General features: G+C 43.1%; 13 protein-coding genes. 4 read left to right on the plus strand and 9 right to left on the minus strand.

All coding sequences use genetic code 11. From position 1 onward, the window contains the following. The first annotated feature begins 624 nt into the window (after positions 1-624). Together V7K98_RS13840 and V7K98_RS13845 are read left to right on the plus strand one after the other, a co-directional pair. Positions 625-1284 carry a DUF1361 domain-containing protein gene (locus V7K98_RS13840; RefSeq protein WP_335022661.1) on the plus strand — a complete coding sequence of 220 codons (660 nt, stop codon included), beginning with the start codon at positions 625-627 and terminating at the stop codon, positions 1282-1284. A 689-nt stretch (positions 1285-1973) separates the two neighbouring features. Further along, a complete protein-coding gene (locus V7K98_RS13845) occupies positions 1974-2702 on the plus strand; it encodes a TerC family protein (protein ID WP_335022663.1) in 729 nt (242 codons plus the stop codon). Positions 2703-2815: 113 nt separating this feature from the next. Here the strand turns inward: V7K98_RS13845 and ndk are convergent, their stop codons facing one another. Next, entirely contained in the window at positions 2816-3265 is a 450-nt protein-coding gene (gene ndk / locus V7K98_RS13850) for a nucleoside-diphosphate kinase (RefSeq protein WP_335022665.1), read from the minus strand. A gap of 216 nt (positions 3266-3481) precedes the next feature. Between ndk and speA the strand changes: the two genes are divergently transcribed. Then, entirely contained in the window at positions 3482-5500 is a 2019-nt protein-coding gene (speA, locus tag V7K98_RS13855; RefSeq protein ID WP_335022667.1) for a biosynthetic arginine decarboxylase, read from the plus strand. Here the strand turns inward: speA and V7K98_RS13860 are convergent. The 5 genes from V7K98_RS13860 to V7K98_RS13880 all read right to left on the minus strand — a co-directional run bounded on the left by V7K98_RS13860 (position 5489) and on the right by V7K98_RS13880 (position 9268). Next, complete coding sequence (locus tag V7K98_RS13860; protein WP_335022669.1) at positions 5489-5623, minus strand: histidine kinase; 135 nt, start codon at positions 5621-5623, stop codon at positions 5489-5491. The genes speA and V7K98_RS13860 overlap by 12 nt on opposite strands. Before the next feature lie 3 nt (positions 5624-5626). Beyond that, the gene (locus V7K98_RS13865) at positions 5627-6796 is read right to left on the minus strand and encodes an NDP-sugar synthase (protein ID WP_335022670.1); all 1170 of its coding nucleotides are present in this window, start codon (positions 6794-6796) and stop codon (positions 5627-5629) included. A 231-nt stretch (positions 6797-7027) separates the two neighbouring features. Then, a complete protein-coding gene (locus tag V7K98_RS13870) occupies positions 7028-7858 on the minus strand; it encodes a ScpA family protein (RefSeq protein WP_335022672.1) in 831 nt (276 codons plus the stop codon). 134 nt (positions 7859-7992) lie between these two features. Further along, the gene (locus V7K98_RS13875) at positions 7993-8118 is read right to left on the minus strand and encodes a hypothetical protein (protein ID WP_335022674.1); all 126 of its coding nucleotides are present in this window, start codon (positions 8116-8118) and stop codon (positions 7993-7995) included. 64 nt (positions 8119-8182) lie between these two features. Further along, on the minus strand, positions 8183-9268 hold the full coding sequence (locus tag V7K98_RS13880) for an AI-2E family transporter (RefSeq protein ID WP_335022676.1): 1086 nt from the start codon (positions 9266-9268) through the stop codon (positions 8183-8185). 132 nt (positions 9269-9400) lie between these two features. Between V7K98_RS13880 and pdxH the strand changes: the two genes are divergently transcribed. After that, on the plus strand, positions 9401-10045 hold the full coding sequence (gene pdxH / locus V7K98_RS13885) for a pyridoxamine 5'-phosphate oxidase (RefSeq protein ID WP_335022678.1): 645 nt from the start codon (positions 9401-9403) through the stop codon (positions 10043-10045). A 102-nt stretch (positions 10046-10147) separates the two neighbouring features. Here pdxH and V7K98_RS13890 read toward each other — a convergent pair whose 3' ends face one another. The 3 genes from V7K98_RS13890 to V7K98_RS13900 all read right to left on the minus strand — a co-directional run bounded on the left by V7K98_RS13890 (position 10148) and on the right by V7K98_RS13900 (position 14295). Continuing rightward, entirely contained in the window at positions 10148-10765 is a 618-nt protein-coding gene (locus V7K98_RS13890; RefSeq protein ID WP_335022680.1) for an FMN-dependent NADH-azoreductase, read from the minus strand. A gap of 361 nt (positions 10766-11126) precedes the next feature. After that, positions 11127-14042: a DUF3769 domain-containing protein gene (locus V7K98_RS13895; RefSeq protein WP_335022682.1), complete on the minus strand. Its 2916-nt coding sequence runs from the start codon at positions 14040-14042 to the stop codon at positions 11127-11129. Between the two features lie 136 nt (positions 14043-14178). Further along, entirely contained in the window at positions 14179-14295 is a 117-nt protein-coding gene (locus tag V7K98_RS13900; protein ID WP_334857218.1) for a photosystem II reaction center protein I, read from the minus strand. Positions 14296-14646 lie beyond the last annotated feature (351 nt).

Consider the following 14646-nt stretch of genomic DNA (forward strand, 5'->3'; position numbering starts at 1 on the left):
TACCTCAAGAAAGATTTTGCTATGCAAAACCTGTCCTAATACTACGGTGTACACACAAATCATCGAATCACCCAAACAAAAAGAAAAACCTCACCCTGTCAACAAAGGACATCCCTCTCCTTAGTAAGGAGAGGGACAGGTTTTACACAGTAAAACCAGGGTGAGGTTTCTTAGGGGCCATAATACCTTTCTGAAACTCTAGCAAGGCAAAATGAAATTAATATAATATTGAACCTCCCCACGTCTAAAACCGGGGGCTTGCGTCTCGCTTTTCGGTCAAGACAGGGGCAACATTGTAATTAAAAAAGTCTACTAGAAGTTATTTACAGCGTTTTTGTTGCTCAGGCTTCATTTCGGTGGTAGATTTTACCCCGATCATTTTCTGGCTATACTAGTTATTTAAGCTGATTGATAAATTTCATCTCCCTCCATGAAAGACATAAAAACTCTAAACTTTAGACATATATCAATGTGCATTTCCTTTTAAGTGACACAAAAGCCTTCTCTGTCCTTAGAGTAAATAAATTTCGTTGGGGGTAAAAAAATTATCAGTCAATCACTGAAGTTAACACTAACACTACAAAGTAAATCTAGATCAATCAAACGTCTTCTGAGTTAGCACCTATGAAAGAAGAATTGATAGCCAGAGTTATACAAGTATTACGAATTAATATGAGTTGGATGACTTGGAATTTATTTCTGGCTTTTATACCTTTAGCTTTGAGTGTGTGGCTATTTCGCATGAGGCGTGGTGGCTCTTGGCTTTGGTGGCTGGGATTCTTAGTTTTCTATGCTTTCTTACCAAATGCACCTTATTTATTGACCGATGTAATTCACTTGATAGATGATATCCGCAAAATTCAATCAGTGTGGATGATTACATTGGTACTAATTCCTCTGTATTTGCTAGTAATTCTAGGTGGATTTGAAGCTTATGTAATATCGTTAATTAATTGGGGTCATTACTTACATCGGATCGGCAAGAGCCAATGGATTTGGCGCGTTGAGTTGATTACCCATTTTCTCTGCGCTGTTGGTGTCTATTGGGGACGATTTTTACGTTTCAATAGTTGGGATTTTATTACTCAACCCGATGCCGTAATAACTAAAGGAGTAGAAGAAATTCTTGGTAAACAGCCATTAGTAATTATCGCTATCACATTTGTGATTCTTATTGGGCTGTACTGGATTATGAAACGAGTGACTTTGGGTTTTGTTAGGCAACCCAAAAATGTATATCCTATCGAGTCACAATCAACCGATACTAACACTCCAAATGCTTGATAAATCAAGTACTTACACCTGCTCTTGCTGCCCATCAAACACTTCGCAAACGACGTAACGCTTGGCGAACGGGTAGGTGTAGGCTTGTCACAACAAAAACCTAAAACCTGAACAACCAGCAACTAATTTAATTCTGAACCGCTTCTAACCAAGCCAGTAAATCAGCGAAACTGGTGAAATCTAACAGCCCTTCACAATCACAGATCATAATAATGCTAGGACTAGCCCTTTCAAGGTGACTCCTAAAATCTCTTATTTTTCTCAGCGCTCTCTGTGCCTCTGCGGTTTAGAAGTATTTTTTTAACCGCAGAGGCGCAGAGAACACAGAGTAAAGAGCTTAAAGAGGAGTTTATTGACCACAATTTTTATCCACCTTAAAAGGACTAGTCCTAAATGCGATCGCCTGTTGTCGCTCTGTCTATCCAGCGATATCTAATAACAAATCACCTTGTGTCTACACACTCCCTAACAAAGTGAGGCGATATCACTCGTGACGGCAACCTAATATTTTTAATGTATTGAATAATACCCAAGAAAACTGAATGGCACGGCGATCCCACACATTCAACCCTCTTCAAAATGCACCACAACCACGTTAAGCTGAATTAGAGTAGCAATTTATTGCGCTTTTTAATATGAAAACCTCTGTTCTTGTCAAATTTTAATTTTTTCTGCTTGAGAAACCCGGAATGCTAGACCAAATTTTTAATTACCTCGACTTTCATTTCAGCGTTGAAGCCCCCATAGTTTTGCTGATCCTGGTGCTTTTAGAGGCGCTGTTATCTGCCGACAATGCCATCGCCTTGGCTGCGATCGCAAGGGGGTTGGAAGACAAGGAACTAGAGCGTAAAGCCCTCAACTTTGGTTTAGTCGTTGCTTATGTGCTGCGAATCACCCTGATTTTAACTGCCACTTGGGTGCAACAATTCTGGCAATTTGAATTATTAGGCGCTGCTTATCTGTTGTGGTTGGTATTTCAACACTTTACCTCTCAAGAAAGTGAAGACGATCAGCATCACGGGCCGCGTTTTAATTCCTTGTTGCAAGCGATACCTGTGATTGCATTTACAGATTTGGCATTTTCTTTAGATAGCGTGACAACTGCGATCGCAGTTTCTCAAGAAAAATGGCTAGTACTGACGGGTGCAACAATTGGGATTATTACGCTGCGATTCATGGCAGGATTGTTCATTCGTTGGCTAGACGAATATGAAAATCTAGAAGACGCAGGCTATGTAACTGTAGCGTTAGTAGGCTTGCGCTTATTGTTGAAAGTGGTGAACGATAGTTTAGTTCCACCAGAATGGATCATGATTCCTGCCATTTTCCTGATTTTAGGTTGGGGATTTTACAAGCCCAAACGTGTTAGCACAGAAGTGCCCGAATTAGAACCAGAAAAAAGCGAAGTTTCTAAGTAAGAAGGGCATGGGGCATAGAGCATAGGGAGGAAGACAAAGGAAAGAATGAGACTAACCCATATTCCAATTCCCAATTCCCAATGCCCAATGCCCAATGCCCAATTCCTAATTTCTTACTCGTGCAACCAAGGGGTTGAGTGTGGTTGCCAATTGACTAATTCTTCATCTTTAAACCATAGGGCTATTTCCTGTTTTGCGGTTTCTGGAGCATCAGAACCGTGGATCAAGTTGCGACCAATATTTATGCCAAAATCGCCTCGAATCGTTCCTGGCTCAGATGTTAAGGGGTTCGTGGCACCAATAATCTTTCTAGCAGATGCAACAACGCCATCACCTTCCCATACCATCGCTACCACTGGGCTAGAAGTGATAAATTCCACTAAACCAGCAAAAAAGGGACGTTGCCGATGAACACCATAGTGCTGTTCAGCCAATTCCTTACTGACTTTCAAGAACTTTAAACCAACTAGGGTAAAACCTTTAGTTTCAAAGCGACGGATAATTTCCCCCACTAATCCCCGTTGTACACCATCTGGCTTAATTGCTAAAAAGGTACGTTCCATTGCCATCTCCCAAAGCTTAATAAAGTTTTTATCTTGTCAAGAGTCATTTGTCCTTTGTCTTTGTCCAAGGGTTTTGCACTAATGACCAATGACTAATGACCAATGACTCTTGACCAATCAGAGTTTATCTTAGAAATTATCTTTGGGTACATATACGTTCCCAAATGAATGCGTTAAATTGTTAAGTCGTGGGCGAAAAACAGAGGTTAGGAAGAAATGGGTGTTGAGTCAACTGCTACATCTGACGAGGTGGTACCAGTACCGTCCAATGGACAAAAATCTGAAGTGAAAAATCATAAGCAAAAAAAACTTTTACCACCTACTACTACCACAGGAAGTTTACCTCGCTCCTGGAAAATTGAGGATAGCGAAGCGTTATACCGCATTGAAGGTTGGGGACAACCCTATTTTTCCATTAGCGCTGCTGGTCACGTCACCGTGTCACCCAAGGGCGATCGCGGGGGTTCTCTAGACTTGTTTGAATTGGTCAACTCCATGAAACAGCGCAACTTGGGACTTCCCATGTTGATTCGCTTTTCGGATATTTTGGAAGACCGGATTGAACGGTTGAATGCTTGTTTTGCCAAAGCGATCGCCCGCTACAACTACCCTGGCGTATATCGGGGTGTGTTTCCTGTCAAGTGCAACCAAGAACGGCATTTGATTGAAGATTTAGTCAAATTTGGCAAACCCCATCAATTTGGCTTAGAAGCTGGTTCCAAGCCAGAATTAATGATTGCCCTGGCTGTCCTCGATACACCAGGAGCATTGTTAATTTGCAACGGCTACAAAGACCGAGAATACATAGAAACGGCAATGTTAGCCCAAAGACTAGGGCAAACACCAATCATCGTCATAGAACAGATTGAAGAGGTTGATTTGGTAATTGATGCCAATCGCCAGTTAGGTATTAAGCCGATATTAGGTGTTCGTGCTAAACTCAGTACCCAAGGTATGGGACGCTGGGGAGCCTCTAGTGGCGATCGCGCTAAATTTGGTTTGACAATGCCGGAAGTCATTGAGGCTGTTGACAAGTTACGAGAAGCAAACTTGCTCGATTCTTTGCAGTTGATGCACTTCCACATCGGCTCACAAATCTCTGCCATCAATGTAATTAAAGATGCCATCCAAGAAGCCAGCCGTATTTATGTGGAATTGGCCATGCTAGGGGCAGATATGAAATACCTTGATGTTGGTGGCGGCTTGGGCGTAGATTATGATGGCTCCCAAACCAACTTCTATGCATCGAAAAATTACAATATGCAGAACTATGCTAACGACATCGTGGCAGAGTTAAAAGATACCTGTGCAGAGCGGCAAATTACCGTACCAACACTGATTAGTGAAAGTGGAAGAGCGATCGCTTCCCATCAGTCGGTGCTGATTTTTGATGTTCTTAGTACCAGCGATGTCCCTCTCGATTCACCAGAACCTCCACAAGACGGAGAATCCCCAATAATTAATTACCTTTGGGAAAGCTACCAATCCATCAACCAAGAGAATTACCAAGAGTTGTATCACGACGCGGCCCAATTCAAAGAAGAAGCCATCAGCCGCTTCAACTTAGGAATTTTACGCCTCAGAGAACGAGCCAAAGCCGAACGGCTCTACTGGGCTTGTTGCCAGAAGATTTTGAACATCACTAGACAGCAAGAATACGTACCAGATGAACTAGAAGACCTTGAAAAAATCATGGCTTCCATCTACTACGTTAATATGTCAGTGTTTCAATCAGCACCAGATTGCTGGGCGATAGATCAGCTTTTCCCCATCATGCCAATCCACCGCTTGGATGAAGAACCAATCCGACGAGGAATTTTAGCCGACCTTACCTGTGATAGTGATGGTAAAATCGACCGCTTTATTGACCTGCGCGATGTCAAATCGGTTTTAGAACTGCACACCTACAAGCCAGGAGAACCCTATTATTTAGGGATGTTCTTGAATGGAGCTTATCAAGAAATCATGGGGAATTTGCACAACCTATTTGGCGACACTAATGCTGTTCACATCCAATTAACGCCCAAAGGCTACCAGATTGAACACGTTGTCAAAGGTGACACCATGAGCGAAGTAGTAAGCTACGTTCAGTATGACTCCGAAGATATGGTGGAAAACATTCGCCAGCGTTGCGAGAAAGCATTAGAAGAAAAACGTATCACCCTAGCAGAATCTCAGCGATTACTCCAAACCTACGAGCAGAGTCTGCAAAGATATACGTATCTAAATAGTTAGGATTGGGGATTGGGGATTGGGCATTGGGGATTGGGCATTGGGCATTGGGCATTGGGCATTGGGCATTAGTTCTTTCTCCCCATGCTCCCTCATCTGCCCCATGCCCGATTCCCCATGCCCCATTCCCTAATTCGCGTTTGTCCCCAACAATTCCTCTATCGCTTGTCGCTCAACAGGGGTATGTGATGGCGGTGTCTGACGGGCATCGGTAATCAGCCAGTCTAAAGCAGCAGCTTGAACATCAATTGCTGCTCCAGTTTTATCGACGCAATAACGCCCAAATACCAGCTTATCAACTAAGCGGACTCCTGGTCCTAGACGCGACCATTCAAAAATCACGCTATTTTCTACAGTTGCGCCACTACATATCCAACAATTGGGGCCAATCATCGCTGGCCCGACAATTTTTGCTCCGTCTTCTATTCTCGTCATCCCGCCAATGTAAACAGGGCCTGTGATATCCACTTTGTCCCAATTTACGGCAACATTTAAACCAGTATAAATACCAGGGGCGACTTCATGACCGGGGATTTGCACATTTTTGATTTCACCCAGTAGTACACCGCGAATCGCCCGCCAATAGTCTGGAACTTTACCAATATCTACCCATTCAAAATCCATAGGAATGGCGTAGAAAGGGGCTTTGATTTCTACCAATTTAGGAAACAATTGGCTACCAATGTCATATTCCGTATCAGAGGGAATATAGTTAAAAACCTCTGGTTCAAAGATGTAAATACCTGTGTTGATGTTGGTACTGAGGGCTTCTTCCGTTGAAGGTTTTTCTTGGAAAGCTTGAACACGCCCCTCTTCGTCAGTTACTACCACACCGTAGCTAGAAACTTCTTCCTTGGGGACAGATTTTGTAATAATAGTAGCGATCGCCCCTTTAGCTCTATGCCATTTAACCGCCTCAGTTAAATCTAAGTCAATTAAAGCATCACCGCACAACACCACAAAGGTATCATCAAAAAATGGTGAGAAGTCTTGAATGCGGCGCATCCCTCCTGCAGAACCGATTGCTTCCCCTACCAGTTTACCGTCATCATCAATTTTGCCCTCAAAGGAATAGGCAATCTGCACCCCAAACCGTTGACCATCACGGAAATAGTTTTCTATTTCTTCAGCCAAATGACTGACATTGACCATAATCTGGTCAAATCCATGTTGGCGTAACAGTTCCAGCAAGAATTCCATCACTGGCTTTTGCAGGATGGGAATCATTGGTTTAGGAATTGTATAGGTAATCGGACGCACGCGAGTACCCTTGCCAGCCGCGAGAATCATCGCTTTCATAAAAATTTATTCCTCAACCACAAGCCAGTTTACTTTCATCGAGTGATACTTAATCATCAGTTTTTATTTCTGCTCTAAGTCATCCTCTAAACAGGGATAACAGGAATTAAGTGGTTATTGCAACCATTTATATACTTAGATGACAAGCGATCGCTTATCTTTTCAATTTACCCGGATTTTGGGGCTGAATCAAAAATCTGTAAATTATCTGTAGGGCTAATTTTGACTTTTTTAGTTCATTGACTGCTCAAAAGCTTTACTGGTCTTAGCTGAATCTATAATTAGCCGAATTTTAATCTCATGGTAAAACTCCTCTTGAAATAGCTCTACTTTCGATTGAGCCGAAAGTAGTAGTAACGCCCAGAAAACGCTAACTACATGACTATGTTTAGACTCATGTCCAAACCCATTTTGGTTGAGAAGCTTTGTTTGAGTCCATAACTCTACAAGTTGTTCTAGATTCAACCAATTTTGTTCTGAATTTAGCTCCCTTGCCGATAAATTCAACACTTGTTCAAGTTCCCCAGCTACTTCCGTCAGGTTTTCTTGGTGAGCTAATTCCAGCGCCTCCCGCATACTTTGAACGCTAGGCAAACGTCTGGGACGAATAGGCTTGCTAACTTTTTCTACTAGTTTTAGCTGGTTTGCCATAATCTGCAATTGCTTGATTAACTCTTGCAGAGTCACCCGCCGCTTTGGTGGCGGCATTGCCGATGGACGACGGCGCAATTGCCGTTCTAATGGTAGACGATGACCTTGATGTGATATTCCGTCTTCACCTTCTAAGAAGGCATCATCTAATACCCCATCTTGGATATCTCCTACTGTTGACAATTGCATCAAGGTATTAGCTTTGAACAATACCAGCATTGATGCTGATAAAAATGCCTGTCCAGATTGAGACAAATCAGCTTCATAGCCTCTTCCTATTGACTCCGGTGCCATCAGTTCTAAGTAACGGTCAATCACCTCAATCACTTGGACATCCCAAGGGTCAATTTCTCCTTGTTCAGCTTGGTAAATCAGGAGTGTGATTGTTTCTAATAGCTCGGAAGCTTCCATCAACAGGTTCTAAGTTAATTAATAAGAATTCAGCACTAAACTCATTGACTATCGGCAAAGCCTGTACTTTATACATCTGCTTGCACTTCTTTTAATCAGGAATTGCCTGCTGGCAGTATCCCCTGAAATTGTAATCAACCACCATTGTGAATTGTGAGATCGGAATGTGCAACTTTTGATATTTTATATTTGGGAATTGGGCATTGGGCATTGGGCATTGGGCATTGGGCATTGGGCATTGGGCATTGGGCATTGGGCATTGGGCATTGGGAAATAATTAATAGTTATTCTCCCCCTGCACCCTGTCCCCTGCCCCCTGCACCCTCAATCTGGGGGTGGGTCATGAGGAATGGTGACAGTTGGGACAAAATTACCAGGCTTGCCGCTTTTAATCGCATCGAAAGTGCCTTTAATAGTACCAGCAATGGGAACAGCAACAAGCGTTCCTAACAGCCCAGCAATCTCAAATCCCATTAAAATAGATACAAAAATCCAGATGGGATTCAACCCAATAAAGTTGCCAAGTAACCGGGGAGCTAACAGGTTATCTTTAAGCTGCTGCATAATAACTGCTGCTATGGCAACTTGAACTGCTAACACCCAATTTTGCAACAGGACTAAAATTGTCACTAAACCAATGCCAAGAGATGCCCCGATAAAGGGAATGAGTTCTGAAATCCCAATTAATATGGCAAACAACAGAGCAAAGGGTACCTTCATTACCAAGAAAATTGGCGTGAGGGTTAGCATCATGAATAGTCCTAGCAACAACTGGCTAAGAAAGAAGTTCTGAAAATTTAGGCGTAAGGATGCAGTGAGGGGATCTGCAATATTAGAGGGCAAAACATTTACTAGACCATACCAGACGCGATCGCCATACAAAAGCATATAAAATGCAAGCACAATGACTAACACTACGTCAAGTAAGCCTGATAGCAGTGTTCCAGCAAATCCCACCGCCCCAGAAGCTAGCTGTTGTACCAGATTCTGAATATTTGCATTGATTTGACTGCTTACAACCCTTAGATCAATTGGCAAGTGTCGCTGTTTTGCCAACATCTCAAATTGCTTTAAGTTTGCTTGACTAGCGCCTAACCAATCAGGGATCTTATTTAACAGTTGGATTGTTTGGTCAATGATCAACGGCACTAGGGTAACGCCTAGAATCCCGAATAGGGTAAGCGTTGCCAGTAAAACTATAATTACCGCCTGAGTGCGAGTGATTCGCGCACGTTCAAAGAACTTAACCGGGTAATTGAGTAGAAAAGCCAAAATTGCCGCAATGCTCAAGACGGTAATGGGATGCTGGAAGTAGCGAAAAAGTACTGACAGTAGCCAGACATTAAGAGCGATAATTGGACCGCTCAGACCATAAATTAATAAGCGTTGAAGAGAGGCTGAACGGCGCATTTTATGCAATCTATTTTAATTTTAAATATTCGTGAGAGAATTTGTAAAATTCTTGATGAGACTGATTATCATGATAGATATTTTTAACAAAGATATGTATAAGCGTAACTGAAAACAAGGAAGTATATCAAAATGGACAAAACTGTAGGTGATCTTCGCAAAGACTACGCTTTGGAAGCTTTAAGCGAACTCGAAGTAGACCTCAATCCTTTTATTCAATTTAAAAAATGGTTCGATCAGGCTTTAGCAGGGCAACTCCTCGAACCTAATGCTATGACCCTTGCTACTGTCACACCAGACGGTAAGCCTTCAGCCAGAATGGTGCTACTAAAAGATTTTGATGAACGGGGCTTTGCTTTTTTCACCAACTACAACAGCCGCAAAGGACAAGAACTCGCAGAAAATCCTCTAGCAGCTTTAGTCTTCTGGTGGGCAGAACTGGAACGTCAAGTTCGCATTTGTGGGTATGTGGAGAAAGTATCCGTTACTGAATCCGACCAGTATTTTGATACTCGCCCTCCTTACAGTCGCCTTGGTGCGTGGGTATCTAATCAAAGCGAGGTGATAGAAAGTCGAGAAGTGTTAGAGCGCCGTATGCAGGAGTTCTCCAGTAAATACGAAAATCAAGAGATCCCCCGACCGCCTCATTGGGGAGGCTTACGAGTGATCCCCACAGAAATTGAGTTTTGGCAAGGACGCTCTAGCCGCTTACACGATCGCTTACTCTATACTCGTTTAGATAATGGCACTTGGAAAATTGAGCGGTTATCACCTTGAAGATGAGGGAGATGAGGGAGATGAGGGAGAAAAAATAAAGAACTAATTCCCAATTCTCAATGCCCAATGCCCAATGCCCAATGCCCAATTACCAATGCCCAATTACCAATGAGCGATCGCGTTTTGAATTGCTGCCCGTGCTTCTGCTAGAGATTTGGTACGGGCATCACCCTCGTTGAGGCTGTTGGCGTTAATAAATTGAATATCTGTAATCCCAATAAAGCCGAAAATTGTTCGCAGGTATGGTTCTTGGAAGTCATAGGCAACGGCAGGGGAGGTTGGGCTAAAGTCACCACCACGGGCTGTAATGATAACTGCCTTTTTGCCCTCGACTAACCCTTTAAAACCTTGAGCATTTAAGGAAACAGTCCGGTTAATGCGAACGATTTGGTCGATGTAAGCCTTAAAAGTGGAAGGTATATTGAAGTTATACATTGGCACTCCAAAGACGTAGCGATCGGCTGCCAAAAACTCATCAACTAGTTGATCAGAAATTCTGATTGCCTCAGATAATTCTGGGGTATGGGTTTCTGCTGGTGAAAATGCCGCCGCAATCCAAGCTTCATTAACGTGAGGAACTGGGTGATGCCCTAAATCTCGATAGGCGATCGCATCTTCAGGATGTGATGCTTTCCAGGCACTGACAAATTCCTTAGATAGTTCTCGTGAGTGCGATCGTTCACCACGGGGACTGGAATCAATATGTAGAATATTTACCACCAAATATCTCCTGATTAGCTAGGATTTACTGCTTTGATAGCGTTTCTCGACAACCGTGAGGTACAACCCTACACCAAGCGATATAATGTTGTACCCCATCTGAATGGGAACCGCTATAGTTTTTTTGATTCTAAACTTCAAAGCATTACATCAGATACTAAAAGTAACTAGTTACTAAAGTAAAGTAGTTACTATAAAGTAACTATTGGAAATTTTTGATTAACATTTGATTAACATATTCATGTCTGTTTCTAAAATCCAAAATTCTTCTATCAGAAAATAATCCAAGAGTTAGAATCTAGAATTCAGAATTCAATATCTGTGCTAATTTCAGGTGAATAAATTGGTTTAATCGGTCTCATTAATTATCCTGTTGCACTCCATTTACTACTGGCTTCACATCAGAAAATGGATCGGTGCCGCCACCCCAGTTAAAATCACTAATTCGGATACTGAAGCCGCCTAACTCCAACACTGGATTGTAACGCAAGGTGATCCCATAGGTGCGACGGCTATATTCCACAATGTAGTCAGTGCTAGTTTCTTTACCTGTATCCAAGTTAATAGATGTTTGAAAGCCTAAGCGAAAAGGGCCGTAGATTTGCTGTGATATCCCAGCACTTAAAACTTTGTTATCAACGGAACGATCAAACAAAAAGGGAGATAATCCGCTATTTAAGCCTTGTGAGTAAGTAATATTAAAGGCGGTATAGTCGAAAAAAGGTCGAGAAAAATGACCAATTTGCCCTAGTAAGCCAATTCTACCAGTTAGGGTGCTTTGGTTATCCCCATTGGTGTAATAACTGGTAGTGCCCGTAAGTCCAGCGATCGCCTGCAAGTAAGGAACTACAGGGTTAGCTGTATATCGTAATCCTTGGCTGGCAGTAGATGGTAATGGTTTTCCTCGCCAGAGTAACAGCCCTCTACTGAGGTCAGCACTAGCTTGGAAACGACCTAGTGAGATGCGATCGTTTTCCCGTATGGGTTTTAGCAAGTCTTGGCGATCGGTATTGGCATCGATATACTGAGCGCTTGCCTGATAGTTGAGGTTGATGCCACTTTTTCCTAAAGGAATCACAGGAGAGGTAATAATGGCACCAAGACTGCTCTGGACAGTTTGATAGCCCAGAGTACCGTTGTAGAGGCGATCGCGGTAATTATATTGCACATTCAAGACATGGGGAAGGCGATCGCCTACTATTTGGCGCAATCCCAAATTCACCCGCAAACTGTTTTCCAAATTGTCGAAGTCAAAACTGGTTAACTGCCCAGTCCCTTGAATTACTGCTTTTGGACTCAAAACAGAACTTATCTTTGTTTTAACGGCAAACAGTGAGCCTAAGTTACTCGTACCTCCTTCCAAAGCTTTCTGTACTAGCAACTGAGGCGTAACTGTCCAGATTGTCCTCTGTGTATCGATCACTGGAAAGCCACGCTCAATATACAAACCACCCCGCTTATCTCCATCGTAGCCAGGAGAAAATATTGTAGGTGTAACGTCCCGCTCTCGCCGATCAATCGTCCGTTGATTCAGGGGTATTGGTAAGGAAGTTGTTTGATCCAATACCAAACGCTGTCCCTGCGTCGTAATCCGGTCTACTAAGGGTGCCTCTCGCGTCAGAGTTATTGTATCTGCGCGTAACTGTAGTTCTGGCGGCGAAAAAGGATCGTTGGTGATGCGAGCATCTTTTGCTTGCCAGCCTTGGGGATAAAAATCAATGTGTTCGGCTTCAAACCTGAGTCGATTGACTGCACCCCCTGCTTTCGGGGGTGGGATGTTGCTGGCACTTGACTGACCACCAAATGCCACATCAATCTGTCTGGGGCTACTCACACCAGAAAGTGGCTGATTGGCTCTAATGCGATCGCTAGGCGGACGTTTTGGAACTCCACCCGCAGGAACACCTGCGGGTGAGAAAGCAAAATCTGTTTGGCTTGAGGGTACATAAATTTCTCCTCTACCATTTACAAGTTCCCCACTATCTTGAACAAAGTTATAAGTAAAGCGTTGTCCACGGAGTATTTGATCGCCCCGTGTTAAAGTTACATTGCCCTCACCCGCAGCAATTAAGTTGTCCAAATTGACTTGCAAGCGATCGGCATCCACCACCGCCCCATCAAATCGCAGAATTACATTTCCAACAGCTGTAATAATTCGCCTTTGCTCGTCATATTCTTGCCGATCTGAAGTGACTTCTACAACTCTCGGACTGGCTGGCGGGTTACTAGCTGGCGCTTGTGGCCGATTGGTGGTGCCTACTTGTGGTGTTTGTGCTTGAGTTTGTTCTTGAACTTGGGAACTGAATTCTACAGTTATCGGTGTTGAGGATTGCTTTGTCGGGTTACGAGACTGGAATTTTATAAAATTTTGTTGTAATTGAGAACTCGGTACAAGATCGGCAGCAGATACAGAGATATTCTCTTCTTTTGAAGATTGTTGTGCAGTAATATCACTTTGCTGTTTTTGCTGGGTTAACTTCTCAGCTAAAATTTCTGCCTTGGATTCGACTAACTTGTTGCTGTTTGGAACAGTTGGGGCAATTTTAAGAGTAGGCGGAGATTGGGCGACAAGGGGATTTGGGGAAACTCTATAGCTAAAACTAGAAGAGTCCAAAAAGGTTTGCTTGTCTCCACTACTAGAGTGGAGATTTAGCGTATACGCAGAGCGGCTTGTCGTCAGACATGGTTGACTAAGTGTTTGAGAAGGTTCACATTTTGGCTCAGGGGAATCCCTCGCACCAACTTTTTTTGGCGGCAATGTAATGGCTTCTCTTTGCCTCTCCCGTTTACGTAACGCCGCTCTTAGCAGAAGTTCTGAGGGCCGAACTATCTTTGTGTCTTTATTATCTTGGCCATTAGAGATTTTAACCTCCTGCGTGGGATAACCAACAACCACTGACTGCCCCAAAAGTGCAGCACTTCCATCGGTGATGGGGGAAATTTCTGGTGGGAAGGTTTCTGGTGGATGGGGTACAGAATGAGTTTCAGGAACTACCAAGTTATCCTGAGTTGAGTTTATCGGAGTTGGCAATGGCGAATTACTCTTGATGTCATCCGCAATTGTCAACTGAGACAAATCCTGAGACTGCTTGGATTTGTCTGTCTTTTCCTGCATTCCCGTTTCTACAGCTGAAAGAAACTTTGTATGACTAGCAGATGAGGCGGGATTTACAGGTTGTACAGATTCGAGAATAGCAGGCGGAACTGGATGAAGCATAAGTGAGCAAAATCGGGCTAACAAACAGCCAAATGACGGACGGAAGGATAAACTATACATTTTGCCTTCCGGCTGTCGCCTTCTGCTACCTACAGCAAGCTACCTGGAGGAAGAAACTTACTAACTTTCTCTTAGTAAGTTTCCGTGGCGTTTAGTATTTTCCGCCTTCCAAAGTCGCGGATAATTTATCGCCCTTTTACTCTAAGTCCCGACGGCCGGGGTTACGAGCAGGATCGTTCGACAAAAATCCGAAGATGAAGATAGTTACGAAGAGGGCAACAACAATATAAACAGCGATTTTTAAAGTCAGCATAGAAATATCTCCAAGGGGTAAAACAAAGAAAGCTTTTCTTTGAGGATCTGCCATGCAGAAAAGATAGCTACTTTATATTACCCAAATCTCGTCCCTTTTTTAGAGGACTCTGGGGACTGGGGATTGGGGACTTGGGACTGAGGACTGGGGATTATGGGCTAGCAGTGCCTATCCTGCGGTTATTGAGAATCATCTAAAATGTCAGTTGTCTAACTTTCAGATCCCCTTCAAAAATAACTCACAGACTGTCTACTCTTGTGACGTTGACTGACAGCAAAGGTTTCCCAAAAAAGTTTACAGGAAATACTTCTAATACCCCATGCCCAATTCCCAATGCCCCATGCCCAATTC

The organism is Nostoc sp., assembly GCF_036917435.1.
Taxonomy (GTDB): domain Bacteria; phylum Cyanobacteriota; class Cyanobacteriia; order Cyanobacteriales; family Nostocaceae; genus Nostoc.